Raw genomic sequence first — 26,529 nt, forward strand, 5'->3', positions numbered from 1 at the left:
CCCCGGGGGCGGTGGCCGCGCACTGCATCGGAATCGAAGGAAGGTGGGCTTTCGGCCCCCGCGCGCGGCGCCGGCCATCTCGGCCGCACAGCTCGCAACTCCCTGCGAAATCAAACCCTTATCTCGCGCGGCGAGTGTAGCAGATCAAAATCGCCGATGTCCCATTCAGAACCGCCCCAACGCGCCGGTGGCGCCCGCACTGTCCGGGTGCCCGACGACCGTGACGGCCAGCGTCTCGACAACTTCCTGCTCGGCCAGCTGAAAGGCGCACCGCGCAGCCTTGTCTACAAGCTCGTGCGCTCCGGGCAGGTGCGCGTGAATGGCGGCCGTGCCAAGGCCGAGCGCAAGCTCGCCGGCGGCGACGAGGTGCGGATCCCGCCGGTGCGGCTGGAGGAGGCAGGCGCCAGCGGTCGCCCGGCGAAGGGGCTGCTGCAGGCGATCGAATCGGCGGTCGTGTATGAGGATGCCCGCCTGCTGGCCCTGAACAAGCCGTCGGGGATTGCCAGCCACGGCGGCAGCGGGATCAGCTTCGGGGTGATCGAGACCCTGCGCGCCTTGCGGCCGGACGAACCCTTCGAACTGGTCCATCGCCTCGACCGCGATACCTCCGGCCTGCTGGTCATCGCGAAGAAACGCTCGGCACTGACCACCCTGCAGGCGCTCATGCGCGAGGATGACGGGGGCATCGCCAAGCGCTACCTCGCGTTGCTGGTCGGGCGGATGCCGGACGGCACCATGACGGTCGATGCGCCGCTGCATGTCGGCCTGCGCCAGGGCGGCGAGCGCCATGTGCAGGTCAACGACGCCGGCAAGCCGTCGGTCAGCCACTTCCGCGTGCTGGAACGTCGTGGCGGCCACTCCTGGTGCGAGGTACGCATCGAGACCGGCCGCACCCACCAGATCCGCGTGCATGCCCAGCACATCGGCCATCCGGTGGCCGGCGACGACAAGTACGGCGATCCCGAGGTGAACCGCCGGCTGCGCGAGCAGATCGGGCTCAAGCGCCTGGCCCTGCATGCCGCATCGATGGAGTTCGCGCTCGAGGGCGGCAGCGTGCCCTATGTATTGCATGCGCCGCTGGCGCCGGAGCTCGCGACCGCACTGGATGCGCTGGGCGGCTGAGCCGGCCGCCGCGGGTTGACGCGGATGAACGCGGGTCACGGCAACGCGTGGCGGGTGGCCACAATGAAGCGGGGGTCGATACGCCCCTCGCGCGCCCGGCGTTATCGGTCCAGGTTACGGCGCGCAGATCGGCCATGGAGCGACCGTGCGGGAAGGCGCATCCGGATGGCGAGCCACCGTTTCGCGTGATCCGTGCCCCCTTGGGCCGATCCGCGGCGGAGCCGCTGTCAGCCCAGCAGCGCGTCGGCCTTTGCCGCGCAGATGAAGTCGTTCTCGGACAGGCCGCCGACATCGTGGGTCGACCAGCGCACCACGCAGCGGTCGTAGTGCACGCCGAGGTCGGGGTGGTGGTCCTCGCGATGGGCGATGAAGGCCAGTGCGTTCACGAAGGCCATGGTGCGGTGGTAGTCGTCGAAGCGGAACGTGCGCACCAGTGCGTGGCCGTTCTCGGCGAGTGCCCATTCCGGCAGTTCCGGCAAAAGTTCGCGCAGGCGCGCTTCGGGAAGCCGGTGTTCGACACCCCTGCGGGGGATGCAATGGGCCTGTGCAAGCGGCACGAGATCGGACATGGCGGGCTCCTCGGTAATCCAACCGCAGGCCAACGGCGCAGTGCCGCGCACGTCGGCGTTCCGGAAAAGGTGTGACGGGAGGGCTAGAATACGCCGATGATCCAGATCTCCGACAGCGCGCAGACCCACTTCCGTACCCTGATCGAACGCGAAGGCCTTCCCGGCCTGGGCGTCCGCCTGGCCGCCATGCACGCGGGCACCTCGCGCGCCGATGTGCGCCTCGAGTTCGCCGAACCCGGCGACCTGCAGGGCGACGAGTGGGCCGTCGACTGCGAGGGCTTCACGCTGTGGTTGGAAGCCGCGAGCGTGCGCTGGCTCGACGGCGCCGAGATCGACTACGCGACGCAGGCCACCGGTGGCCAGCTGCAGATCCGCGCCCCGAAGATCAAGGGCGAGGTGCCGGCGGATTCGGCGTCGCTGGTCGAGCGCGTCCGCTGGCTTGTGGAGCACGAGATCAACCCGCAGCTGGCCCAGCATCGCGGCCATGTATCGGTGGTGGAAGTGACCGGCGACGGCGTGGTGGTGCTGCGTTTCGGTGGCGGCTGCCACGGCTGCGGCATGGCCGACGTGACCCTCAAGCAGGGCATCGAGAAGACCCTGATGGAGAAGGTGCCGGGGGTGACCGCCGTGCGCGACGCCACCGACCACGACACCGGCGACGCGCCGTACGTGCCGCGCGACGTCGCCTGACAGGGCCCCGGCGCGAGTGTTCTCCTCCGCCGAACTGATTTCCGCGCTGCACAGGCGCCAGCGCCGCTCCATCCGTCCACCCTTGCCGGCCGGCGTGTTCCCGCCCGGCTGGCAGACATGGCTGGACACGCTGCGCGCGCGTCCCGGCCAGGTGCGCGGCGCGGCGGCTGCCGACATCGTCGCGCTGCTGGCGGCGCGCGAGCCGCGCCCGCTGCCGCCGGGGGAGGTGCTGGCGAACCGCTGGCAGGTGTTCACCACCCTGTGGCGGCAACACTGGGAACCGGCTCCCGATGATGAGCGCGGCACGCGGCGGCTGTCCGGCGCGGTCTCCGGCGTGCTGCATCTGCTCGGGCTGTTCCTGCTCGGCTGGCTGTTGATCGTGCCGCCGTGGGCCGGCCCGAGCCAGGTCGGTGACGACAGCGTCATCGAGGTGACGTGGATCGGCGAAGGCACTCCACGCGACGAGGGGGGCGGCCCACCCGCGTCGGCCGACGCCGAGGACACTTCCGAACCGCAGCGGTCGTCGTCGGCTCCACCCCCGCCGCCGACGGCCCGGCCGGAACCCGCTGCGGCGAGCGTCGCGCAGGAGTCGCCGCCGCCGACGCCACAGCCCGCGCCAGCGGTCGCGGAGCAGCCGCTCGTGGTCACCGAGACCCCGACGCCCGATACCACCTTCCTGATTCCGCCACCGCCGGAGGTTCCGGTACTGCAGCCGACGCTGCGCGAGCGCACCGTGGAGTTGCGTGACCGCGAGATCCCGGTGCAGGAGCCGGTGGAACTGGCCCAGCCCACGCCTCCCGAGCTGCGGCCGGTGGAAATGGCCGCCGCGCCGCGTATCGAGCAACCGGTGGTGGAGCTGGCCGAACGCGAGGTGGTGGTTCCGATCCGCCGTGCCGAGGTGCCGCGGATCGCGGCGCCATCCGTGGAGGCCCCCGTCGTCGAACGCGATGCGCCGGCGGCTCCGGTGCGCGAGATCGCGCTGCGCGACACATCGCAAGGGCAGGGGACCGCCAGTGTTGACGCCGCGGCGTCGACGCCCTCGTCCTCCGCAAGCGCCAGTGCGGGCGCGACCCGGTCCAGCGATGCGGGCACCCGGCCGGATGCAACCGCCGCCGGGGCCGGCGCGACCGCGTCACCGGCGCCCGGAGCGATCCCGTCAGCGCGCCCCGGCGACGACTGGGATACCGCGGCGCAGGATCGCCCGGGTGGACAGGCCGGCACTGCTGGGCTGTTCAACCGCGACGGACGTCCACAGCTGCCGCCGGGGGCCGGCGGGCGCGTTGGTGGCGGACTGCCCCCGGGCACGATCACCGAGGACTACGAGAAGATCGACCGCATGGGCACCTGGCTGCGCCGTCCATCCTCGGATTTCGAACCGACCTCGCTCGACCCCTTCTGGGTGCCCCACGAGAACCTGCTCGAGGAATGGGTGCGCCGCAGCGTGCGCACGGTGCTGATCCCGATCCCCGGTACCAGCAAGTCCATCCGCTGCGACGTGTCGCTGCTGGCCCTGGGGGGGCGCTGCGGGGTCACCGACCCCAACATGCAGGACGTCGAAGCGGAGGCGCGACCGCCACCGGACATCCCCTGGAAGCCGGAACTGCAGGAAGGCAACGACGCCTGGTAAGCCCCCAACGAACGACGGAGCCTTGCGGCTCCGTCGGTGTCGTTGCGGCGTGTTGTCCCTCAGCGCTGCGAGTGCGCCGCTTCCAGGGTGACGATCTGCGACGGGCGCGAACCGAAGTACGCCGCGAGATCGGCGATCTCCTGGTCGTTGAGGCCGGAAGCCTGGTTGGCCATCAGCGCGTTCGAGCGCTCGCCGGCACGGTAGGCCATCAGCGCGTGCGCGAGGTAATCGGCGTACTGGCCGCCCAGCTTCGGGTAGGTGGGGTCGAGCGGCTCGTTGCCGTCGGGGCCGTGGCAGTCGATGCAGGACTGGCCGGTGGCCTCGCCCTTGGTGTGCGCCAGCGCTTCGCCCTGTTCCACGCGGCCCTTGGGCAGGCCAGCGGACGAGGAACGGTTCTGGGCGGTGGCGGCATGCTCGCTGTCGTTGCTGCCGGAGCAGGCCGACAGCAGCAGGGCGGTGGCGATCGGAAAGGCGATGAGATGCAGACGGGTCATGGCGCGGCTCACTGCTGCAGGCTGGACAGGAACGCCGCGATATCCGCGATGTCCTGGTCGGAGAAGCTCTTTGCCTGCACTTCCATGGTCGGGTGCCGGCGACCGCTGTTGCGGTATTCGGTCAGCGCGTTGACCAGGTAGGGCTCGGGCTGGCCGCCGATCTTCGGCACGCGATAGTTGGGATACGCGTTCTTGTAGTTCGGGATGCCGTGGCAGCCGTGGCACGTGTAGGTCAGCATGCGACCGTTTTCGAGGTCGGGTGTGCCGGTGGCCGGCTGCGGCTGCTGCGCATGGGCCGCGCTGGCGGCGGCAAGGGCAATACAGGCGGCAAGTAGCGGTCGCATCATGTTGTTCCGCATTCCTGTTGGCTGGGTTCGCGTGGCGTGGGCCGGAAGGGATCGGGCACCCGCTTCCCCTGGCGCGCAATCGCCCGAGTATAGCCTGCGTTCACCGTGCATCCCAAGATGCGCGGCCATCGATGTCCGGGGCCACCATCCCGCTGCGGGCATGGCCAGGCGCGGCACGTGGCGGCGTTGGTGGCGCCATGGAGATGCGTCGGCCCGGGCGTGATGGCTTACGATGCGCGCCCGGCATCACGGGACCGGAGCGGGGGTGCCGCTGGTCACCCACGATGCCGGATGGGGAACCGGAACTTCGGGCGCATCGGGCGGACCAACAGGTCGTCGCCTGCGGCGGCGGGTGGCTCGCCACGAGTCACCATGACCTTCGGCGGATGGTGTCGCCGGGTCCTGGTGATATACATAACTACAACACCAATCACACGTTTTCGGGGATCCACGGACATGCGTTCGTATCGTGTAGCGGCCACGCGCCGGCGCCAGGGCCTGACGGCCATCGGAATGGTCTTCCTGTTCGCCCTGCTCGCGGGCTGCGGCAAGGGGTCGGGCGATGCCGCGGCAAAGGAACAGGCCGATCCGGCCGCCACCGCGGTGCCGGTGGAAACGGCGGAAGCCTCGCGGCGTGCGATCGCGGCGAGCTACACCGGCACGGCGCCACTGGAAGCGCAGGCCGAAGCCCAGGTGGTCGCTAAGACCTCCGGCGTCGCGTTGCAGGTGCTGGTGGAGGAAGGCGATGTCGTCCGCGCGGGGCAACCGCTGGTGCGGCTCGACCCCGACCGCGCGCGCCTCAACCTGGCGCAGCTGCAGGCGCAGCTGAGCAAGCTCGAGAGCAACTTCAACCGCTCCGACCGGCTGGCTTCGCAGCAGCTCATCAGCGCCGGTGACCACGAGCAGCTCAAGTACGACCTCGAGAATGTGCGGGCGGCCTACCGGCTCGCGCAGCTCGAGCTGTCGTACACCAACGTCGTCGCACCGATCTCCGGCGTGGTGGCCTCGCGGTCGATCAAGACCGGCAATTTCGTGCAGATCAACACGCCGATCCTGCGCATCATCGACAACTCGCGCCTCGAGGCCACGCTCAACGTGCCCGAGCGTGAACTCGCCACCCTGCGCGCCGGTCTGCCGGTGCGCCTGCAGGTGGACGCGCTGCCCGGCCGCGAGTTCGTCGGCACGGTCGACCGCGTGGCGCCGGTGGTGGATGCGGGCAGCGGCACGTTCCGGGTGATCTGCGCGTTCGCCGGCGACAACCTGCAGCCGGGTATGTTCGGCCGCATCCGCATCGACTACGACGAGCGCGCCGACGCGCTCACGATCCCGCGCCTGGCATTGCTCGACGACGAGGGCGAGCCCTCGGTGTACGTGGTGCGCGAAGGCAAGGCGGTGCGCACGCCGATCGAGCTCGGCTATATCGACGGCAACTTCGTCGAGGTCCGCAAGGGTCTCGAGCCAGGCGACGCGGTGGTGACCGCCGGCAAGGTGGCCCTGCGCGACGGCGGCCTGGTGCAGGTGATCGGCCCGCGCATGGCGGCAGCGGCGGCCGACGCATCCAACGACAGCAGCGGCGAACGTCAATGAACCGGATCGATGACGACATGGCTGGCGCCCCAGCAGGCACCGGCCCGGGGCCGCACGCCCGCGGCGGGGTGATCGAGTTCTCAACCCGGCGCCGGGTGACCGTGGCGATGGTGACGGTCAGCCTGCTGCTGTTCGGCCTGCTGGCCCTGGGCAACCTCAAGGTCAACCTGCTGCCCGACCTGAGCTTCCCGACGCTGACGGTGCGCACCGAATACACCGGTGCCGCGCCGTCGGAGATCGAGACGCTGGTCAGCCAGCCGGTGGAGGAAGCGCTGGGCGTGGTGAAAGGGCTGCGCAAGATGAAGTCGGTCTCGCGTACCGGGCAGAGCGATGTCGTGCTCGAGTTCGCCTGGGGCACCGACATGGACCAGGCCGGCCTCGAGGTGCGCGACAAGCTGGAGACCCTGCAGCTGCCGCTTGAAGTGGCACCGCCGGTGGTGCTGCGATTCAATCCCTCGACCGAGCCGATCCTGCGCGTGGCGCTGAGCGCGACCGGCGAGGGCGACGCCGTGCGCCAGCTCACCGGCCTGCGCCGCTATGCCGATGACGACCTGAAGAAGAAGCTGGAGCCGGTAACGGGCGTGGCCGCGGTACGCGTGGGCGGGGGCCTCGAGGACGAGATCCAGGTCGAACTCGACACCCAGATGCTTGCGCGCATCGGCCTGCCGATCGACAACGTGATCCAGCGGCTCAAGCAGGAGAACGTGAATCTCTCCGGCGGGCGCCTGGAGCAGGGCACCCAGCGCTACCTCGTACGCACGGTCAACCAGTTCGCCGACGTCGAGGAAATCCGCGGAATGCTGGTCGCCACGCAGTCGGCCGCTTCAAGCGGCGGCGGCGGCGCCGACGAGGTCGCACGGATCGCCGCGGCGTCCGGCGATGCCGCGGTCATGGCGGCCGCAATGCAGGCGCAGAGCGCCGGCAGCGGTGGCAGTCGTGCGGTGGCCGATGGCCGCCCGGTGCGCCTGCGCGACATCGCCGAGGTGCGCCAGGGCTGGCGCGAGCGCGAATCCATCATCCGCCTGGACGGGCGCGAGGCGGTGGAGCTGGCGATCTACAAGGAGGGCGACGCCAACACCGTCGCCACTGCCGACGCCATACATGCGCGCCTCGAACGGCTGCGCAAGGAGGTACCGCCCGGCATCGAACTCACGGTGGTCGACGACCAGGCGAAGTTCATCCGCGCGGCGATTTCCGACGTCAAGTTCGACGCCGTGCTGGGCGGCACGCTGGCGGTCCTGATCATCTTCCTGTTCCTGCGCAGCGGCTGGAGCACGTTCGTCATCGGGCTGTCGCTGCCGGTGTCGATCATCACCACGTTCTTCTTCATGGACCAGATGGGCCTGAGCCTCAACGTCATGTCGCTCAGCGGCCTGGCGCTGGCCACCGGCCTGGTGGTGGACGATTCGATCGTGGTGCTGGAGTCGATCGCCAAGGCGCGCGAGCGCGGACTGGGCGTGCTTGCCGCCGCGATCGAGGGCACCCGCGAGGTCAGCATGGCGGTGGTGGCCTCGACGCTGACGCTGGTGGCGGTGTTCCTGCCGCTGGTGTTCGTCGAAGGCATCGCCGGCGAGCTGTTCCGCGACCAGGCCATCACCATCGCGCTGGCGGTATCCATCTCGCTGGTGGTGGCGATGACGCTCATCCCGATGCTGAGCGCGCTCGGCGCGAAGTCGCCGATGCAGTTCCCCGATGAGGCGCCGCATCCGCAGTGGCGGCCGGAGCGCCGCTGGCAGAAGCCGGTGGCGGCCACGGGGCGTGGCATCGGCGCATCGGTGCGCGGGCTGTGGTTTGGCATTGCGTGGCTGGTGGTGCGTGCCTGGCGCGGCGCGGTCGCTGTGGTCGGCCCGGTCATGCGCAAGGCCAGTGACGTCGCCATGGCGCCGTACGAGCGCGCCGAGCGCGGCTATCTGCGCCTGCTGCCTGCCGCGCTGGCGCGGCCGGTGCTGGTGCTGGGGGTTGCAGCGGTGGCATTCCTCGCCAGCCTTGCGGTGGTGCCGATGCTCGGCACCGACCTGATCCCGCAGCTGGCCCAGGACCGCTTCGAGATGACCATGAAGCTGCCGCCCGGCACGCCGCTGCGCGAGACCGACCGGGTGATGGCCGACATCCAGCGTGCGCACGCCGACGACGATGGCGTGGACGTGCTGTTCGGTTACAGCGGCTCGGGCACCCGCCTGGACGCCAGCCCCACCGACAGCGGCGAGAACGTCGGCAAGCTCACCGTGGTCATGGCCGATGGCGGCAGCCGCGCGCTCGAAAGCACGCTCAGCGACGCCCTGCGCGCGACGATGGCGCGCTATCCCGGTGTGCAGGTGGACTTCAGCCGGCCGGCGCTCTTCAGTTTCTCGACGCCGCTGGAGATCGAACTGCGTGGCCAGGACCTCGACAGCCTGGCCGTCGCCGGGCAGCGGATGGCGGAGCTGTTGCGGGCCAGTCCGAACTACGACGACGTCAAGTCGACGGTCGAGCAGGGTGCGCCCGAGATCCAGATCGTGTTCGACCAGGCACGTGCAGGCGCGCTGGGCCTGACCACCCGGCAGATCGCCGATGCGGTGGTACGCTCGGTGCGTGGCGAGGTGGCGACGCGCTACAACTTCCGCGACCGCAAGATCGACGTGCTGGTGCGCGCGCAGCAGGACCAGCGCGGCTCGGTGGAAGCGATCCGCAACCTGGTGGTGAACCCGGAGGCCGCACGACCGGTGCGGTTGTCGGCGGTCGCCGACGTGGTCTCGACCACCGGCCCGGCGGAGATCCGTCGTGCCGACCAGGTGCGCGTGGCGGTGGTGTCGGCCAACCTGCGCGGCATCGACCTCGGCACTGCGGTGTCGGACGTGCAGCGGCTGGTGGCGGACGCCAACGCGGCCGGTACCGGCCTCGGCGCAGGCGTGTCGATGCATATCGGCGGCCAGGGCGAGGAGCTCGCGAGTTCGCTGCGTTCGCTGCTGTTCGCGTTCGCGCTGGCCATCTTCCTGGTCTACCTGGTGATGGCCTCGCAGTTCGAATCGCTGCTGCACCCGTTCGTCATCCTGTTCACCATTCCGCTGGCGGTGGTCGGTGCGGTGCTGGCACTGCTGGTGACCGGCAACACGATCTCGGTGGTGGTGTTCATCGGCCTGATCCTGCTGGTCGGCCTGGTGGTCAAGAACGCGATCATCCTGATCGACAAGGTCAACCAGCTGCGCGAGGAGGGCGTGCCCAAGCGCGAGGCGATGGTGGAGGGCGCGCGTTCGCGCCTGCGGCCGATCGTGATGACCACGATGTGCACGGTGTTCGGCTTCCTGCCGCTGGCACTGGCGCTGGGCGAGGGCGCCGAGGTGCGTTCGCCGATGGCGATCACCGTGATCGGCGGGACCATCGTGTCCACGCTGCTGACGCTGCTGGTCATCCCCGTGGTCTACGACCTGATGGACCGTCGCGGTGATGCCTGGTATCGCGCGCGTGGCCTGCGTGCACGTGGTGCCACCGACGCCGCGCTGGTTGCCTCGGCGGAGGCGCAGCACGCATGAGCGTCGCCGAACTCAGCCTGCGCCGCCCGGTCACCACGGTGATGCTGTTCGTGTCGCTGTTCGTGGTCGGGCTGATCGCGTCGTTCCGGCTGCCGCTGGAGGCGCTGCCCGATGTCTCCGCGCCGTTCCTGTTCGTGCAGTTGCCGTATGCCGGCTCCACGCCGGAAGAGGTCGAGCGCAACGTGTTGCGGCCGGCCGAGGAGACGCTGGCGACGATGACCGGCATCAAGCGGCTGCGCGGTCGCGCCGACTCCGAGGGCGCGTCGGTCATCATGGAGTTCTCCGACTGGGAGCGCGACGTGGCCATCACCGCGTCCGAGGCGCGCGAGCGCATCGACGCCATCCGCAGCGAACTCCCCGACGACTTCAGGCGCTACTTCGTCTTCAAGTTCTCGACCTCGGACCAGCCGGTGCTGCGCGTACGCCTTGCCGGCGATACCGACCTCACCGGTGCCTACGACCTGATCGACCGCCAGCTCAAGCGGCGGATCGAGCGCGTGCCCGGCGTCGCCCGCGTGGACATCAGCGGTGCACCGCCCAACGAGGTCGAGATTGCGATCGACCCGGAGCGGCTGGGCGCGCACGGGGTCGAACTCAATGCACTCGCGCAGCGGCTGCAAGCGGCCAACTTCTCGGTCTCCGCCGGGCTGATCGAGGACGGCGGCCAGCGGCTGCGCGTGCAGCCGGTCGGCGAGATCGATGATCTCGAACAGCTGCGCGAGATGTCGATCAACAACAGTGGCCTGCGCCTGCGTGATGTCGCCGACGTGCGGCTGCGCCCGCAGCGCATGGACTACGGGCGCCGGCTGGACGGGCGCACCGCGGTGGGAATCGACATCTTCAAGGAACGCGACGCCAACCTGGTCGAGGTGTCGCGCGAGGCACTGGCCGAGATCGACCGCGCGCGCAGCGAGCCCGGGCTGGAGGGCATCGACGTCAAGGTCATCCAGAACATGGGCGAGGAGGTCACCGGCTCGCTGCTGGAACTCGCCGAGGCCGGCGCGATCGGCCTGCTGCTGTCGATCATCGTGCTGTTCTTCTTCCTCAGGCACTGGCCGTCCACGCTGATGGTCACGCTGGCGATCCCGATCTGCTTCGTGATGACGCTGGGCTTCATGCACTTCTTCGGCGTCACCCTCAACGTGCTGACGCTGATGGGCCTGCTGCTGGCCGTCGGCATGCTGGTCGACAATGCGGTGGTGGTGGTGGAGAGCATCTACCAGGAGCGCGAACGCTACCCCGACCGCCCGGCGCATGCCTCGATCGTGGGCACCCGCAACGTGGCCATCGCGCTGTCGGCCGGCACGCTGTGCCACTGCATCGTGTTCCTGCCGAACCTGCTGGGCGAGACCAACCAGATCAGCATCTTCATGGCGCAGCTCGCGATCACCATTTCAGTGTCGCTGCTGGCCTCGTGGCTGGTCGCCGTGAGCCTGATCCCGATGCTGTCGGCGCGCATGCGCACGCCACCGGCGGTCGCCAGCCCCCACGGGTTCATTCCGCGCCTGCAGCGTCGTTACGCGGGCTTCCTGCGCTGGACGCTCGAGCACCGTGGCTGGACCGTCGCGGGCATCGTGCTGGTCGTGGCCGTCAGCATCGTGCCGATGGTCAAGACCCAGATGAACATGTTCGGCGACTCGCAGGGTGGCAACGAGGTCACCGTCTACTACCAGTGGAAGGGCAGCTACAACCGGGAGCAGCGTTCGCAGGAAGTGGCGCGCGTCGAGAACTTCCTCGACGACAACCGCGAGCGGATGGGCATCACCCAGATCTATTCCTGGTACGGCGAGCAGGGCGACGCCGGCACAGTGGTCACGTTCGGCGATGGCAAGGTCGACCTGCGCGCCAAGAGCGACCAGCTCAGCAGGGAACTTCCGAAGTCCGCGCGGGCGGATATCGGCATCCAGGGCGCGGGCGATGGCGGCCAGGGCGGTGGCGCCGGGCAGAACGTGCAGGTGCTGCTGGTCGGCGACTCGGCGCAGGCGCTGCGCGAACTTGCGGTCGACATCCTGCCGGTGCTCGAAAGCAGGCGCGAGCTGCGAGACGTGCGCGTCGACGCCGGCGACACCAACCAGGAGCTCACCGTGCGGGTGGACCGTGACCGCGCTGCCGCCTACGGGTTCAGCGCCGAACAGGTGTCGAGCTTCGTCGGCATGGCGCTGCGCGGGATCCAGCTGCGCGAGTTCCGCCGCGGCGAGACCGAGGTGCCGGTATGGGCGCGATTCGCCGGCGCCGAGAGCTTCTCGGCCGAGGACATCGCCACCTTCACGGTGCGTTCGCCGGATGGCCGCACCGTGCCGCTGATGAGCATGGTCGACGTGACGCTGGTGCCCAGTGCCAGCCAGATCAGCCGCACCGACCGCCAGACGACGCTGGCGATCCAGGCCAACCTGGAAGGCAAGGCGACCATGCAGGACGCGCGCAGGGCAATGGAGCAGACGCTGTCGGCGATGTCGTTCCCGGCCGGCTACAGCTACAGCTTCTCCGGCAGCGGGTTCGAGGAGGACCAGCAGGCGATGAAGCAGATGCTGTTCAACTTCGTGCTGGCACTGGTGATGATCTACGTGGTCATGGCGGCGGTGTTCGAGTCGCTGCTGTTTCCGTCCGCGATCATGAGCTGCGTGCTGTTCTCGATCTTCGGCGTGTTCTGGCTGTTCTGGATCACCGGAACATCGTTCACGGTGATGGCCTTCATCGGCGTGCTGGTGCTGATGGGGGTGGTGGTCAACAACGGCATCATCATGGTCGAGCACATCAACAACCTGCGCCGCCGCGGCATGTGCCGTACCGATGCACTGGTGGAAGGCAGCCGCGAACGCCTGCGCCCGATCCTGATGACGATGGGCACCGCGATCCTGGCGATGATCCCGATCTCGCTCAGCGACACCGTGGTGCTCGGCGGCCTCGCGTACTCGCCGATGGCACGTGCGGTGGCGGGCGGGCTGGCGTTCTCCACCGTGGTCAGCCTGCTGTTCCTGCCGACCATCTACGCGCTGCTGGACGATCTCGCCGGCGGCACGACCCGGGTGCTGCAGCGCGCACGCCGGCGTCGCGGCGAGGGCGTGGCGCCACCTCTGGCGGCGGATGCGGGCTGAGGTCCGGTGGAGCGGACGGCGACGTCCGCTCCACGGTCACGGACAGACGATCCGATTTGCGCCCACGATCGGCGTCAGGCCCTGGCGACAGTGGCGCCAGGCCTGCCGGCAGGTCAGCTGAACATCTGCCGCGCGATGCGCAGGCCCGCCACCCACACGCCAATGCTCGAGCCGACATTGGTCAGGATGAAGTTGAGGATCGTCCGCGACACCCGGTTGCGGTACCAGCCGCGCAGGGTCACCGCGTCATCGCGCAGCGCCAGGAAGTCGCCGTACGCGGGCTTGCGCAGCCGCGCCTCGATCAGGGCACTGAACAGGCCCGGCGAGACCCCGGGTGGGCGGAACGGCTTCAGTGGCGCGGCAATGGCGGCGGCCAGCACCCCCAGCGGATGTGCCGCCGCGGCGATCGCGCCCAGCGCCGCGAAGCCCGCGGTGATCACCACCCAGTCGGTGACCATCTGCCGGCCGAGTTCGGCGCCGCCATGCCAGAACCCCCAGCCGATCATCGCCAGGATCAACACCATGACCGCCGTGGTGATCCAGCGCATGCTGCGTTTCGGCGGCACGTGTTCGAGCTGCGCACGCAGGTCGCCGGGGCGGTCGGCGTCCTCGGCGAGATGGCGCGCGAGCCCGGCCAGATGCCCGGCACCGACGACGGCCAGGACCTCACGTGCACCGTCCGGCACCTCGCGCAGGCGCGCGGCCATGTAGCGGTCGCGCTCGGCGATCACGCTCTCGTACAACGCCGGGCTGGTCTGCGCGAACTCGCCGAAGCTCGACTCCAGCATGTCGCCCTGTTTGAGCTTCTCGATCTCGTCCTCGCCCATCTCCTCGCTGCTCATCAGCCCGGCGAGCAGGCTGGAGGCGAGCTTGAGCTTGCCGAAGAAGCCGAGGCGGCTCGACGCACGGCGGAACGTGAGGCCGACCTCGCGGTCGATCAGTTCCACCGCCAGCCCGCGCTCGCGCGCCACCGCCACCGCGCGCTTGAGCTCGGCACCGGGCTCGATACCCAGTTGTTCCGCCAGCCGGCGCTGGTACGCGGCCAGGGCGAGGTTGGCGGCGAACATCGCCACGCGACCCTTGCGGATGACGTCGACCAGGTTGAGGCTGGCCAGCGTGTCGGGGTCGGTCAGTGCCTGCAGGCGGCCTGCATCGAGTTCCACCGCGACGGTATCGAACCCGCCGCTGTCGATGGCGTCCTCGACCGCGTCGACGCTGGCGCGCGAAACATGCGCGGTGCCGAGGAGGGTATAGCGCACGCCGTCGCGTTCGACGATGGCGTGCGGCTGGCTGTGCCACAGCCGGGACACGGCTTCGGTCATCAAGGGTGTTCCGTTCCCGGGAGCGGGTCAGTCGATGTAGCGCTTGAGCAGGTCGCCGTAGGCGTCGATGCGGCGGTCGCGCAGGAACGGCCAGATCCGGCGCACGTCCTCGCTGCGCTTCATGTCCACCTCTGCGAGCAGGATCTCCGGGCCGGTGCCGGCCTGGGCGAGGAATTCGCCCTGCGGACCGAGCACATGGCTGTGGCCCCAGAAATCGATGCCGGATGCGCCGAGCGGCGACGGCTCGTGGCCGACGCGATTGCACGACAGCACCGGCAGGCCATTGGCCACGGCGTGGCCACGGTGGCTGAGGATCCACGCGTCGCGCTGGCGATCCTTTTCGGCCTGCCCGTCACCCGGGTCCCAGCCGATCGCGGTGGGATACAGCAGCAGTTCCGCGCCGGCCAGCGCCATCAGGCGGGCGGCTTCCGGGTACCACTGGTCCCAGCACACCAGCACGCCGAGGCGGCCCACCGCGGTATCGACCGGCTGGAAACCAAGGTCGCCCGGGGTGAAATAGAACTTCTCGTAGAAGCCCGGGTCGTCGGGGATGTGCATCTTGCGGTACTTGCCGGCGATGCTGCCGTCGGCGTCGAACACCACCGCGGTGTTGTGGTACAGACCCGCCGCACGACGCTCGAACAACGAGCTGACCAGCACGACGCCATGCTGCTTCGCCAACGCGGACAGCCGGTCCGTGCTGGGCCCGGGGATCGGCTCGGCCAGGTCGAATTCGTCCACGCACTCGTGCTGGCAGAAGTACGAACCGTTGTGCAGTTCCTGCAGCAACACCAGGCGCGCACCGGCGGCCGCAGCTTCCGCCACGCGCTGCTCGATAACGGCGAGGTTGGCGGCGGCGTCGCCGTGGTTGCGCTCCTGGATGAGCGCGACGGAAAGAGTGTTGGTCTTCATGCGGACAGTCTAATCCCCGAGGGCTGTACGCCCCTTGATCGACGCCATGGCAACAGTACGTGCGCGAGTGCAGGCGCGCGGCGCGCGGATGGCCGAACCGGTGTCAGCCGAGAAGCCCCGCCGGCAGCTGCATCGTCAGGCAGTGCAGGCTGCCGTTCTGCCAGATCAGCGGGCGGCAGTCGATCTGCACGACCTCGCGGCCCGGGAACGCGGCGGCCACCACCTCACGCGCGCGCGTGTCGGCCGCATCGCCATACCCCGGCATCAGCACCGCGTCGTTGAGGATCAGGAAATTGGCGTACGAGGCGGCCAGGCGGCGGTCACCATCATGGATCGGCCGCGGCCACGGCAGCGGAAACGTGCGGTACGCGCTGCCATCGCGGGTGCGCAGCGCGGCGATCTCCTCGCCCATCGCGCGCAGTTCTTCGTAATGACTGGCGTCGGTCGCGTCGTCGCAGGCCTGGTAGACGATGGCATCGGGCGCTGCAAAGCGGGCGAGGGTGTCGACATGGGCATCGGTGTCGTCGCCTTCGAGATACCCGTGGCGCAGCCACAGCACGCGGTCCTGGGCCAGCGGCTCCATCAGCCGTGCATCCAGCTCCTGCTGCGACAGGCCGGGGTGGCGCTCGCGCAGGCACTTCCAGGTCGTCAACAGGGTGCCCTGGCCATCGGTTTCGATGGCGCCGCCCTCGAGTGCGAAGTCGATCGTGTGCACCTCGTTGCCGGCGAACACGCCCAGCGCCGCCAGCCGCCGCACCAGCGCATCGTCGTCGCCGGCCTCGAACTTGCCGCCCCAGCCGGTGAAGCGGAAATCCAGCAGGCGGAAGCCTTCACCGGTGCGCAGGGTGATCGGTCCGGAATCGCGCAGCCAGGTGTCGTTGTAGGGCACCGTCAGGAAGCGCACGCGCGCCATGTCGATGCGCGCCGACGCCAGCCGTGCCCGCGCATAGGCCTCCACGTCGTCATCGGCTACGCACAGCAGCACCGGCTGGAAGCGGGTGATCGCGGCGACCAGCGCGATATAGGTCTCCTCGACCTCGGCCAGGCGATCGGCCCAGTCGGTGGCGGCATGCGGCCAGGCCAGCAGGATTGCATCCTGCGGTTCCCATTCGGCGGGGAAGCGGGTGGTGTCGGTCATTTCGGATCCTGCAAACGAAAGAGCCGGCCGCTGGGGCCGGCTCGGGAAGCACGCGCGCGGTCAGCGGATGGCGGGCTTGGGCCCGATCTCGTTGGACGCGGCCTTGTTCAGTACCGCGTTGACTACGCGGTCGCGCTCGAAATACACGGTGAAGCCCGGATACACCCAGCGGTTGATCGTCGGCCAGTCGCGCTTCTGGCCACCACGCGGGTCCAGGCGTTCCGCCGGCGCGCCGTAACGCGCCTCGACCTCGGCCATGCGCATGCCCTGGGTCGGCAGGGCGATCTGCGATTGCGCCTGCACACGTTCGATCAGCAGCACGTCCGCGGATGCGGGACCTGCCATGAGGAGGAGAAGGCACGACACGGCTGCGATGCTGCGGACTTGCATGGCACGGCTCCTGAACGGGACGGCCGATTGTAGGGTGCAACACCGGCCGCGTGGCGTTGCGGGCGCACAAAAGACGCGGGCCGCAACAGGGCGGCCCGATCGTCAACCCATCGGCGCCTGGAGCGCCGACGCACGCCTCAGCGCTGGCGGGCCTTGAAGCGCGGGTTGGACTTGCAGATCACGAAGACCTTGCCACGACGACGAACGACCTTGCAGTCACGGTGGCGGGTCTTCGCCGACTTCAGGGAGGACAGGACCTTCATGATGGAACCTCAGGGAAAGTGATGACGACAGGAAACCCGCGATTCTAGCGGACATTCCGCAGCTGCGGCAACAGTCGATGATGCCGGGCGGGCATTGCCGGGCGCGGCATTAGAATGGCGCCATTCTACAGCCGAGCCCGACCATGCCCCTGTCCGATCCCACCGCGCCCGTTCTTGCCATCGATGGCCCCTCCGGGTCGGGCAAGGGCACGATCAGCCGCGCGGTGGCCGGGGAGCTCGGCTGGCACTACCTCGATTCGGGCGCGCTGTATCGCGGCGTGGGCGTGGCGGCCGGCTGGAGCGATATCGACCTGGCCGACCCGGCGGCGCTGGTGCGCTGCACCTTCGACACCCGGATCTCGTTCCGTGACGCACCCGGCGGCGAGCCGCGGGTGCTGATCAACGACGTCGATGCCACCGACGAACTGCGCACCGAAACCGCGGGCGCCGCGGCCTCGGCGATCGCCGCGATCCCGGAGGTCCGGTCCGCGCTCAAGGAGCGGCAACGCGCGTTCAGGCAGCAACCGGGGCTGGTGGCGGACGGCCGCGACATGGGCACGGTGATCTTTCCCGATGCGCGCTGGAAGGTATTCCTGACCGCGAGCGCCGAAGAGCGTGCCGGGAGGCGCTATAAACAGTTGATCGGCAAGGGGGTTTCCGTTACATTGGACGGTCTGTTGCGCGAGATCCTCGCACGTGACGCCCGCGACGCGAACCGTCCGGTGGCGCCGCTGCGGCCGGCCGATGACGCCGTCCGCATCGATACCACCGGCGTCGGCATCGACGAGGTGGTCGCGCGCGTGCTGGCGGTGGTGCGGGGATAGATTCCGCCCACGCCGTCCCGCACGGCAGAACAGCCCGTCCGGTGCATCCGCGCCGCGACGGAAATCCACCAACTGCAACGGCCACCGCATCCCGCACCGGCCGACCTACGGGTGGACCGTGGTCCGCAGGCGGAGTTCCCGCCGGCACCGCGTGTCCGTGTCCTCACCGAGTAACTCCAATGACCGAATCATTCGCAGAACTGTTCGAGCAGAGCCAGGCCAACCTCGCCAAGCTCAAGCCCGGCGCCATCGTCACCGGTACCGTCGTCGACGTGCGTACCGACGTGGTCGTGATCAACGCCGGCCTGAAGTCCGAGGGCATCGTGCCCATCGAGCAGTTCCGTAACGACGACGGCGAGATCGACATCGCCGTGGGCGACACCGTCAAGGTGGCGCTGGACTCCCTGGAAAACGGCTTCGGCGAGACCGTGCTGTCGCGCGAGAAGGCCAAGCGCGCGATGGTGTGGGACGAGCTGGAAGAAGCGCTCGAGAAGAACGAGACCATCACCGGCAAGATCAGCGGCAAGGTCAAGGGCGGTTTCACCGTCGACATCAAGGACGTCCGCGCGTTCCTGCCGGGCTCGCTGGTCGACGTGCGCCCGGTCCGCGACCCGGTGTACCTCGAGGGCAAGGAACTCGAGTTCAAGCTGATCAAGCTCGATCGCAAGCGCAACAACGTCGTCGTCTCCCGCCGTGCGGTGGTCGAGAGCGAGCACTCCGAGGAGCGCGAGGCGCTGATGGAGAAGCTGGTCGAGGGCGCCGTGCTCAAGGGCGTGGTCAAGAACCTCACCGACTACGGCGCGTTCGTCGACCTCGGCGGCATCGACGGCCTGCTGCACATCACCGACATGGCCTGGAAGCGCGTGCGCCATCCGTCCGAAGTCGTGGAAGTGGGCCAGGAACTCGACGTGCGCGTGCTCAAGTACGACCGCGAGCGCAACCGCGTCAGCCTGGGCCTCAAGCAGCTGGGCGAGGATCCGTGGGACAACATCGCCCGCCGTTACCCGTCCAACACCCGCGTGTTCGGCAAGGTCTCCAACGTCACCGATTACGGCGCGTTCGTCGAGATCGAGCCGGGCGTCGAGGGTCTGGTGCACGTGTCCGAGATGGACTGGACCAACAAGAACGTCAACCCGCAGAAGGTCGTGCAGGTCGGTGACGAGCTCGAGGTCATGGTGCTCGACGTCGACGAGGAGCGCCGCCGCATCTCGCTGGGCATCAAGCAGGTCACGTCCAATCCGTGGGAGACCTTTGCGGCCATCCACAAGAAGGGCGACAAGGTCGAGGGCCAGATCAAGTCGATCACCGACTTCGGCATCTTCATCGGCCTGGACGGCGGCATCGACGGCCTGATCCACCTGTCCGACATGAGCTGGAACACCAGCGGCGACGACGTGGCCCGCAACCTCAAGAAGGGCGACACCGTGCAGGCGGTGGTGCTGGCGGTCGACCCGGAGCGCGAGCGCATCAGCCTCGGCGTCAAGCAGCTCGAGCAGGATCCGTTCGGCCAGTTCATGGCCTCGCATCCGAAGGGTTCGAAGGTCAGCGGCACCGTGCGTGAAGTCGATGCCAAGGGTGCACTGGTCGACCTCGCCGAGGGCGTGGAAGGCTACGTGATGGCCCGTGACATCAGCGACCAGCGCGTCGATGACGCGTCGCAGGTGCTCAAGGTCGGCGACCAGATCGAAGCCAAGTTCGTGGGCATGGACCGCAAGGGCCGCACCCTCCAGCTGTCGATCAAGGCCAAGGACGAGGCGGAAACCGCCGAGAGCCTGGCCGAGTACAACCGCAACGCCGCGGAAGCGTCGAGCGGCACCACCAAGCTCGGTGCACTGCTGCGCGAGCAGCTGCAGGGCAAGGGCGAGTAAGTCGAAGCACGCGAACGGCGGCCCGGGTGTCCGGGCCGCCGTTTCGCATCCAGCGTCAGACCGGGGATATGACCAAGTCGGAACTCATCGAGATCCTCGCGGGGCGGCAGGCCCACCTCAAGGCCGACGACGTCGATCTGGCGGTGAAGTCGCTGCTCGAGATGATGGGGGCCTCGCTGGCGCAGGGCGAGCGGATCGAGATCCGCGGGTTTGGCAGCTTCTCGCTGCATTACCGGCCGCCGCGTACCGGCCGCAATCCCAAGACCGGCGACGCCGTGGCGCTGCCCGGCAAGCACGTGCCGCATTTCAAGCCAGGCAAGGAATTGCGCGAGCGCGTCAGCGGCGTGATCCCGTTGCCCGGCGAGGGCTGACCGGCCCGGGTCGTCCTGCCGGTAATGGCAGGTGCCCATTCACGTCATACTTCGGCGCGACGTTCGCAGAACGCGTGGCGCCCGACCGCGCCCGGCGCGTGGACTGAAAGGAGTCGATCCGATGGCCTTCATCAGCGAGTGGTTCCTGTTCTTCCTGCTGTTGCCGCTGGCTGCGCTGAGCGGCTGGATCATTGGCAGGCGCGGTGGGGAACGCCACAGCGACACCCAGGTCAGCCGCCTGTCCACCACCTATTTCCGTGGCCTGAACTACCTGCTCAACGAGCAGCCGGACAAGGCGATCGAGCTGTTCCTGCATATCGCGGAGCTCGACAAGGACACCTTCGAGACCCAGGTCGCACTGGGGCACCTGTTCCGCCGTCGTGGCGAGGTCGACCGTGCGATCCGCCTGCACCAGGGGCTGGTGGAGCGTGCCGACCTCAGCGACCAGCAGCGCGTGCAGGCACTGCTCGCGCTGGGCGAGGACTATATGCGCTCGGGGCTGCTCGATCGCGCGGAGACGGTGTTCACCGAGCTCGCCGCACTCGATGACCGTGCACCGCAGGCGCTCAAACACCTGATCTCGATCTACCAGGCCGAGCGTGACTGGCCAAAGGCCATCGAGAACGCGACCCGCTACGAGGCGGTGACGGGCGAGCCGATGGGCCGGCTGATCGCGCACTTCGAATGCGAGCTGGCCGAGCGGCTGCGCTCGAGCGGTGATTTCGACGGTGCGCGCGCGGCGGTGGCACGGGCATATGCGGCGGACTCCAAGTCCGTGCGTGCCGGCATCCTGTCGGGGCGCCTGGAATTCGATGCCGCCAACTACGCCGCCGCCATCAAGGCTTTCGAGCGCGCGGGGCGCCACGATACCGAGTTCCTCCCGGAGATCATGCCGCAGCTGATGACCGCCTATGAGCGGATCGGTGATGCCCCGGGCGCGAAATCCTTCCTGAGCGAGATGGCCGAGCATTACCGCGGCATCGCTCCGGTGCTGGCGCTGACACGGCTGATCGAGGCCGATCAGGGCGTGGACGTCGCGCGCGAGTATCTGGCCGACCAGTTGAAGGACCGGCCTTCGGTGCGAGGCGAGGCGGCGCTGATCGATCTCACCCTGGCGGGCGAGGGCGGCAACCCTGCGCACACGCTGCGCGACCTCAAGCACATCACCGACCAGTTGCTGGTGCGCAATCCCAGCTACCGCTGCAACCGGTGCGGCTTCGGTGCACGCAGCCACCACTGGCAGTGCCCGAGCTGCAAGGAATGGGGCACCATCAAGCCGCTGCTCAACTACGCCGTCGTCTGACGTTTTGACCGCAATCGCGCTCATTGGCTGCGCGGCATTGCTGGCCGCGGCCCTGACCTGGCTTGCGCGCCGGTATGCGCTGGCACGGCACCTGGTCGACCAGCCCGGCGAGCGGCGCAGCCACCAGGCCGCGACTCCCAGGGGGGGCGGCGTCGCGATCGTGGTGGTGATGCTTGTGGCTCTGCTGTGGCCCGGGAAACACGGGTTGCAGGCGGCGGTCGCGCTGCCGATGGCGCTGGGCCTGGCCCTCGTCGCGGGAATCGGCTGGTGGGACGATCACCGTCCGCTGTCGGCGCGGTTGCGGCTTGCGGCACACGTGGTCGCGGGAATGCTGTTGGCCGCTGGCCTCCATGGCACCGGGTTGGATGTGCCCACGTGCGTGGTCCTCGGTGTCACCGCGGTGGTGCTGGTCAACGTCTGGAACTTCATGGACGGCATCAATGGTCTGGCGGCGAGCCAGGCCGCGCTGGTGGCCGCGACGGCCGCCGTCCTCGCGGGGCCGGGTGCCCAGGGGTGGATGCCGGGCTGGCTGCTGATGGCCGCCTGCATCGGCTTCATTCCCTTCAACTTTCCGCGTGCGCGCATCTTCCTTGGCGATGTCGGAAGCGGCGCGCTGGGCTATCTGCTGGCACTGCTGGCCGGACTTGTCGCACTGGGTGGCGCCGACGGGCCCGGGCGCGGCGATGCGATGCTGTTGCTGCTGCCCGCCAGTGCGTTCCTCGTTGATGCGTCACTCACGCTGGCAAGGCGCATCCTCCGACGCGAGCGATGGTGGGAGCCCCATGTCCAGCATGCCTATCAGGCATCGGCCCGGCGTCATGGCCATACCGTCACCACACTTGCATACGGCCTATGGAGTGCGGGTGGAGCGTGGCTTGCGTGGATGCTCGGGGGGAATGATCGCGCAGTTGGGTTTATGATGTGCGCCGCCGTTGCAGCGTGGCAGGGAATGGGGGCCTGCTGGTGGTGGTACCTGCAGGACTTTGAGCGCCGGATGACAGCACGAGGCCCCCGCACATGATCTCCTGGCACGAACGCGCCGGCGCATGGCTGCCCCGCGCGGGCATCATTGCCCATGACCTCTTCATGGTCTGGCTGTGCTGGATCGTCCTGCACCAGTTCCGCCTGTCGATGCAGCCGGTGCCGATGGAGACGCCGCTGTGGTCGACCGCCACGCTGATCGTGGTGGCGGCACAGGGCCTGGTGCTGTGGCGCGTCGGCCTGTACCGCGGGGTATGGCGATTCGCCAGCGTCCCCGACCTCGTCAACATCCTCAAGGCCAGCGTCTTCGGCCTGCTCGCGATCCTCATCGCGCTGTTTCTCTACAACCGCCTCGAGCTGGTGCCGCGGACGGTGCTGGTGCTCTATCCGGTCGCGCTGACGGCGCTGCTCGGCATGCCGCGTCTTCTGTACCGGAGCTGGAAGGACCACAGCCTGGCGCGTACCGACCAGAGTGCCGTGCGCGTGCTGATCCTCGGTGCCGGCCAGGCCGGCGAGGCCCTGTTGCGCGACCTGCGCCGGACCGGCGCCTACCAGGCGGTTGGATTCCTGGACGATGCCGCCAAGCTGCGTGGCAGCTATCTGCAGGGCGTGCCGGTGCTGGGACGGGTGGAGGATGTGGCCCGCATCGCCCCGGAGACGGCGGCGCGGCTGCTGATCATCGCCATGCCGTCGCTCGACGCGGCGAACATGCGTCGCGTCGTCGCCCTGTGCGAGGAAACCGGACTCCCGTTCCGCACCGTGCCGCGGCTCGACGACCTGCTCGAAGGGCAGTCGCTGCCCGGCGAGCTCAAGGAGGTCGCGATCGAGGACCTGCTCGGGCGCCAGCCGGTGCTGCCCGACTGGCAGGCCATCCGCAGCTGGCTCGGTGGTCGCAGCGTGCTGGTGACCGGCGGCGGTGGCTCGATCGGTGCGGAACTGTGCCGGCAGTGCGCGCGCAATGGTGCACGCCAGATCACCGTCGTCGACGTGGACGAACTTGCGCTGGCGACCATCCAGGCGCGACTGGGCCGTGATTTCCCGCATATCGAGTGCCTGCCGGTGCTGGGCGACTGCGGCGATCCTGCGGTGATGCGCCACGCGCTTTCGCTGTCCACGCCCGAGGCGGTCTTCCACGCCGCCGCGTACAAGCAGGTCCCGGTGCTCGAGGGCCAGTTGCGCGAGGCGGTACGCAACAACGTGCTGGCCACCGAGACCGTCGCCCGCGAAGCGTCGGCGGCGGGAGTCGGGTCGTTCGTGCTGATCTCGACCGACAAGGCCGTCGATCCCGCCAATGTGCTCGGTGCCACCAAGCGGCTGGCGGAAACCGTGTGCCAGTCGCTCGCGGAATCGACGCAGACGCGTTTCGTGACCGTGCGATTCGGCAACGTGCTGGACTCCGCAGGCAGCGTCGTCCCGCTGTTCCGTGAGCAGATCCGCACGGGTGGGCCGGTGACCGTCACCGACCCGGATGTCACCCGGTACTTCATGACCATCCCGGAAGCCTGTCTGCTGATCCTGCAGGCGGCAGCGATCGGCTCCAGGCACGCCGTGTACACGCTGGACATGGGCGAGCCGGTTTCGATCCGCCTGCTGGCCGAGCAGATGATCCGCCTTGCGGGCAAGCATCCGCAGCGCGACATCGCCATTGTCTATACCGGCCTGCGGCCCGGCGAGAAGCTGCATGAGACGCTGTTCCACGCCGACGAGCGCTATCGACCGACCTCGCATCCGAAGATCCTGCAGGCCGAGGCCCGCGCGGTGCGCAGCGAGGACGTGCTTGCCGCGACCCAACGCCTCCGTCACGCGTCGGAACGCTACGATCTCGCGGAGCTCGCCGTGACCCTGCGCGCGTCGGTCCCGGAATTCATCCCGGCGAACATCCCCGACACGCACAAGTCCCGCACGGTGGTCGAATTCCCCGCCAGACACGCACGCAGGACATGACCCAGCGCATCCGAAAGGCCGTATTTCCCGTCGCCGGACTCGGCACCCGCTTCCTTCCTGCCACCAAGACCGTTCCCAAGGAGATGCTGCCGATCGTCGACCGGCCGCTGATCCAGTACGCGGTCGATGAAGCGATCGAAGCGGGCTGTGACACCCTGATCTTCGTCACCAACCGCTACAAGCACGCGGTGGCCGATTACTTCGACAAGGCCTACGAGCTCGAACAGAAGCTCGAGCGTGCCGGCAAGCTGGAACAGCTGGAACTGATCCGCCATGTGCTGCCCAGGGGTGTACGTGCGGTGTTCGTGACCCAGGCCGAGGCACTCGGGCTCGGGCACGCGGTGCTCCAGGCCAGGCCGATCGTCGGCGACGAGCCGTTCGCCGTGCTGCTGCCCGACGATCTGATCTGGAACCGCAACGGCCATGGCGCACTGCGCCAGATGGCCGACCTTGCCGAGCGCGAGTCCGCTAGCGTCATCGCGGTGGAGGATGTCCCGCGCAGTGCCACCGGCAGCTACGGCATCGTGGCGACCGGGGACTTCGCGGATCGCTCGGGGAGGATCTCGGAGATCGTGGAGAAGCCGTCGCCCGACGTCGCGCCATCGACGCTGGCCGTGGTCGGTCGCTACGTGCTCGACGGCAGCATCTTCGAACTGCTGGAAAGCACGACACCCGGTGCGGGCGGGGAGATCCAGCTCACCGACGCGATCGCCGCACTGCTCCAGAAGAAGCCGGCACTGGCCTACCGGTTCGAGGGGACGCGCTTCGACTGCGGCCAGCACCAGGGGGTCGTGGAAGCCAATATGCGTTTCGCGCTCGACAACCCGAAGTTGCGCGAATCCACCCTGGCCGCGATGCGCAAGGCGCTGGCCGACGCGGAGACCGGCGACGCCTGACCCGCGCCTGCCGACCCGATGAAAAAGGCGCCGTTGCGGCGCCTTTTTCGTGACCGCCAGTGTGCGGATCAGAGCGCTTCGAAAATCCCCGCCGCGCCCATGCCAGTGCCGATGCACATCGTCACCATGCCGTACTTCTGCTGGCGACGACGCAAACCGTGCAGCAGCGTCGCCGTGCGGATGGCACCGGTGGCGCCCAGCGGATGGCCCAGCGCGATGGCGCCACCCAGCGGATTGACCTTGTCCGGGTCCAGTTCGGAATCGCGGATGACCGCCAGCGCCTGCGCGGCGAACGCTTCGTTGAGTTCGATCCAGTCCAGCTGGTCCTTGGTGAGACCGGCCTGCCTGAGCGCCTTGGGGATCGCCGCGATGGGGCCGATGCCCATCACCTCCGGGCGCACGCCTGCCACCGAGAAGCTCACGAAGCGGGCGAGGGGCGTCAGGCCGTAGTCCTTGATGGCCTGTTCCGACGCCAGCAGCACCGCGCCGGCGCCGTCGCTCATCTGCGACGAGTTGCCGGCGGTGACGGTGCCGCCGAACTGGCCGTTGCGGAACACCGGCCGCAGTTTCGCCAGGCCTTCGCTCGAGGTGTCCGGGCGCGGGCCTTCATCGTGCTCGACGAGCAGCTGTTTCACACGAACCGCATTGCCGGCCAGGTCGGCCTGGCGCGAGACCACTTCCAGCGCCGAGATCTCGTCGCGGAATTCGCCGGCCTTCTGCGCGGCCAGCGCCTTCTGGTGCGAGGCGAGGGCGAAGGTGTCCTGGTCCTCGCGCGAGACCTTCCATTCCTCGGCGACCTTCTCGGCGGTGATGCCCATGCCGTAGGCGATCGCCACATGGTCGTCCTTGAACACCGACGGCGACAGCGCGACCTTGTTGCCCATCATCGGCACCATCGACATCGATTCGGTGCCGCCGGCCAACATCAGGTCGGCATTGCCAAGACGGATCTGGTCCGCCGCCAGCGCAACCGCCTGCAGGCCCGACGAACAGAAGCGGTTGATGGTCTGCGCGGCGATGGTGTCGGGCAGGCCGGCCAGCAGCAGGCCGATGCGCGCCACGTTCATGCCCTGCTCGCCCTCGGGCATGGCGCAGCCGATGATCGCGTCGTCGATGCGGTTGACGTCGATGCCCGGCGCCTGCGCGATCACGGCACGCAGTACGTGGGCCAGCATGTCGTCGGGACGGGTATTGCGGAACACGCCCTTGGGCGCCTTGCCCACCGGGGTGCGGGTGGCGGCGACGATGTAGGCGTCCTGGATCTGCTTGCTCATAGG

General features: G+C 68.8%; 22 protein-coding genes. 13 read left to right on the plus strand and 9 right to left on the minus strand.

The window, feature by feature from the left end; genetic code table 11:
• Positions 1–156: 156 nt before the first annotated feature.
• Positions 157–1,122 carry an RluA family pseudouridine synthase gene (locus ERL55_RS06860; protein ID WP_129135769.1) on the plus strand — a complete coding sequence of 322 codons (966 nt, stop codon included), beginning with the start codon at positions 157–159 and terminating at the stop codon, positions 1,120–1,122.
• Positions 1,123–1,349: 227 nt separating this feature from the next.
• Here the strand turns inward: ERL55_RS06860 and ERL55_RS06865 are convergent, their stop codons facing one another.
• A complete protein-coding gene (locus ERL55_RS06865) occupies positions 1,350–1,691 on the minus strand; it encodes a 4a-hydroxytetrahydrobiopterin dehydratase (RefSeq protein ID WP_129135770.1) in 342 nt (113 codons plus the stop codon).
• 96 nt (positions 1,692–1,787) lie between these two features.
• Between ERL55_RS06865 and ERL55_RS06870 the strand changes: the two genes are divergently transcribed.
• Entirely contained in the window at positions 1,788–2,381 is a 594-nt protein-coding gene (locus tag ERL55_RS06870; RefSeq protein WP_129135771.1) for an NfuA family Fe-S biogenesis protein, read from the plus strand.
• A gap of 16 nt (positions 2,382–2,397) precedes the next feature.
• A complete protein-coding gene (locus ERL55_RS06875; RefSeq protein ID WP_129135772.1) occupies positions 2,398–4,008 on the plus strand; it encodes a hypothetical protein in 1,611 nt (536 codons plus the stop codon).
• Between the two features lie 59 nt (positions 4,009–4,067).
• On the opposite strand, the gene ERL55_RS06880 is transcribed toward ERL55_RS06875, so the two are convergent.
• Together ERL55_RS06880 and ERL55_RS06885 are read right to left on the minus strand one after the other, a co-directional pair.
• Entirely contained in the window at positions 4,068–4,514 is a 447-nt protein-coding gene (locus ERL55_RS06880) for a cytochrome c (RefSeq protein ID WP_241685863.1), read from the minus strand.
• A complete protein-coding gene (locus ERL55_RS06885) occupies positions 4,511–4,846 on the minus strand; it encodes a cytochrome c (protein WP_129137245.1) in 336 nt (111 codons plus the stop codon). The genes ERL55_RS06880 and ERL55_RS06885 overlap by 4 nt, the downstream gene beginning before the upstream one ends.
• A 516-nt stretch (positions 4,847–5,362) precedes the next feature.
• On the opposite strand from ERL55_RS06885, the gene ERL55_RS06890 reads away from it, so the two are divergent.
• From ERL55_RS06890 to ERL55_RS06900, 3 genes are read left to right on the plus strand one after another with little or no spacing between them, the layout of a single operon-like run.
• Positions 5,363–6,436 carry an efflux RND transporter periplasmic adaptor subunit gene (locus ERL55_RS06890; protein WP_241685882.1) on the plus strand — a complete coding sequence of 358 codons (1,074 nt, stop codon included), beginning with the start codon at positions 5,363–5,365 and terminating at the stop codon, positions 6,434–6,436.
• Between the two features lie 17 nt (positions 6,437–6,453).
• Positions 6,454–9,945 (plus strand): efflux RND transporter permease subunit, encoded by a 3,492-nt coding sequence (locus ERL55_RS06895; protein ID WP_129135775.1) that lies wholly within the window; start codon positions 6,454–6,456, stop codon positions 9,943–9,945.
• The gene (locus ERL55_RS06900) at positions 9,942–13,040 is read left to right on the plus strand and encodes an efflux RND transporter permease subunit (protein ID WP_129135776.1); all 3,099 of its coding nucleotides are present in this window, start codon (positions 9,942–9,944) and stop codon (positions 13,038–13,040) included. The genes ERL55_RS06895 and ERL55_RS06900 overlap by 4 nt, the downstream gene beginning before the upstream one ends.
• Before the next feature lie 113 nt (positions 13,041–13,153).
• Here ERL55_RS06900 and ERL55_RS06905 read toward each other — a convergent pair whose 3' ends face one another.
• From ERL55_RS06905 to ykgO, 5 genes are all read right to left on the minus strand, one after another.
• Positions 13,154–14,362 carry a TraB/GumN family protein gene (locus ERL55_RS06905; RefSeq protein ID WP_129135777.1) on the minus strand — a complete coding sequence of 403 codons (1,209 nt, stop codon included), beginning with the start codon at positions 14,360–14,362 and terminating at the stop codon, positions 13,154–13,156.
• 27 nt (positions 14,363–14,389) lie between these two features.
• The gene (locus tag ERL55_RS06910) at positions 14,390–15,274 is read right to left on the minus strand and encodes a carbon-nitrogen hydrolase (RefSeq protein ID WP_100323085.1); all 885 of its coding nucleotides are present in this window, start codon (positions 15,272–15,274) and stop codon (positions 14,390–14,392) included.
• A gap of 103 nt (positions 15,275–15,377) precedes the next feature.
• Positions 15,378–16,412 (minus strand): agmatine deiminase family protein, encoded by a 1,035-nt coding sequence (locus ERL55_RS06915; RefSeq protein ID WP_129135778.1) that lies wholly within the window; start codon positions 16,410–16,412, stop codon positions 15,378–15,380.
• A gap of 60 nt (positions 16,413–16,472) precedes the next feature.
• Positions 16,473–16,802: a hypothetical protein gene (locus ERL55_RS06920; RefSeq protein WP_129135779.1), complete on the minus strand. Its 330-nt coding sequence runs from the start codon at positions 16,800–16,802 to the stop codon at positions 16,473–16,475.
• Positions 16,803–16,939: 137 nt separating this feature from the next.
• Positions 16,940–17,065, minus strand: a complete 126-nt coding sequence (gene ykgO, locus ERL55_RS06925) for a type B 50S ribosomal protein L36 (protein ID WP_005913193.1) — start codon at positions 17,063–17,065, stop codon at positions 16,940–16,942.
• A 149-nt stretch (positions 17,066–17,214) separates the two neighbouring features.
• Here ykgO and cmk point away from each other — a divergent pair, with 149 nt between their 5' ends.
• The 7 genes from cmk to galU all read left to right on the plus strand — a co-directional run bounded on the left by cmk (position 17,215) and on the right by galU (position 25,252).
• Positions 17,215–17,889, plus strand: a complete 675-nt coding sequence (cmk, locus tag ERL55_RS06930) for a (d)CMP kinase (RefSeq protein ID WP_129137246.1) — start codon at positions 17,215–17,217, stop codon at positions 17,887–17,889.
• Between the two features lie 179 nt (positions 17,890–18,068).
• Positions 18,069–19,757, plus strand: a complete 1,689-nt coding sequence (gene rpsA, locus ERL55_RS06935; protein ID WP_129135780.1) for a 30S ribosomal protein S1 — start codon at positions 18,069–18,071, stop codon at positions 19,755–19,757.
• 68 nt (positions 19,758–19,825) lie between these two features.
• A complete protein-coding gene (locus ERL55_RS06940; protein WP_129135781.1) occupies positions 19,826–20,128 on the plus strand; it encodes an integration host factor subunit beta in 303 nt (100 codons plus the stop codon).
• A gap of 121 nt (positions 20,129–20,249) precedes the next feature.
• Positions 20,250–21,431, plus strand: a complete 1,182-nt coding sequence (gene lapB / locus ERL55_RS06945; RefSeq protein WP_129135782.1) for a lipopolysaccharide assembly protein LapB — start codon at positions 20,250–20,252, stop codon at positions 21,429–21,431.
• A gap of 4 nt (positions 21,432–21,435) precedes the next feature.
• Positions 21,436–22,452, plus strand: coding sequence for a hypothetical protein (locus ERL55_RS06950; RefSeq protein ID WP_129135783.1), 1,017 nt, complete (start codon positions 21,436–21,438; stop codon positions 22,450–22,452).
• Positions 22,449–24,356 carry a nucleoside-diphosphate sugar epimerase/dehydratase gene (locus ERL55_RS06955; protein ID WP_129135784.1) on the plus strand — a complete coding sequence of 636 codons (1,908 nt, stop codon included), beginning with the start codon at positions 22,449–22,451 and terminating at the stop codon, positions 24,354–24,356. Before ERL55_RS06950 ends, ERL55_RS06955 begins: the two co-directional genes overlap by 4 nt.
• Positions 24,353–25,252: a UTP--glucose-1-phosphate uridylyltransferase GalU gene (gene galU / locus ERL55_RS06960; protein WP_129135785.1), complete on the plus strand. Its 900-nt coding sequence runs from the start codon at positions 24,353–24,355 to the stop codon at positions 25,250–25,252. The genes ERL55_RS06955 and galU overlap by 4 nt, the downstream gene beginning before the upstream one ends.
• Before the next feature lie 68 nt (positions 25,253–25,320).
• Here galU and ERL55_RS06965 read toward each other — a convergent pair whose 3' ends face one another.
• Positions 25,321–26,526: an acetyl-CoA C-acyltransferase gene (locus ERL55_RS06965; RefSeq protein WP_129135786.1), complete on the minus strand. Its 1,206-nt coding sequence runs from the start codon at positions 26,524–26,526 to the stop codon at positions 25,321–25,323.
• Positions 26,527–26,529: the final 3 nt, after the last annotated feature.

This window comes from Luteimonas sp. YGD11-2 (assembly GCF_004118975.1).
Taxonomy (GTDB): Bacteria; Pseudomonadota; Gammaproteobacteria; order Xanthomonadales; family Xanthomonadaceae; genus Luteimonas; species Luteimonas muca.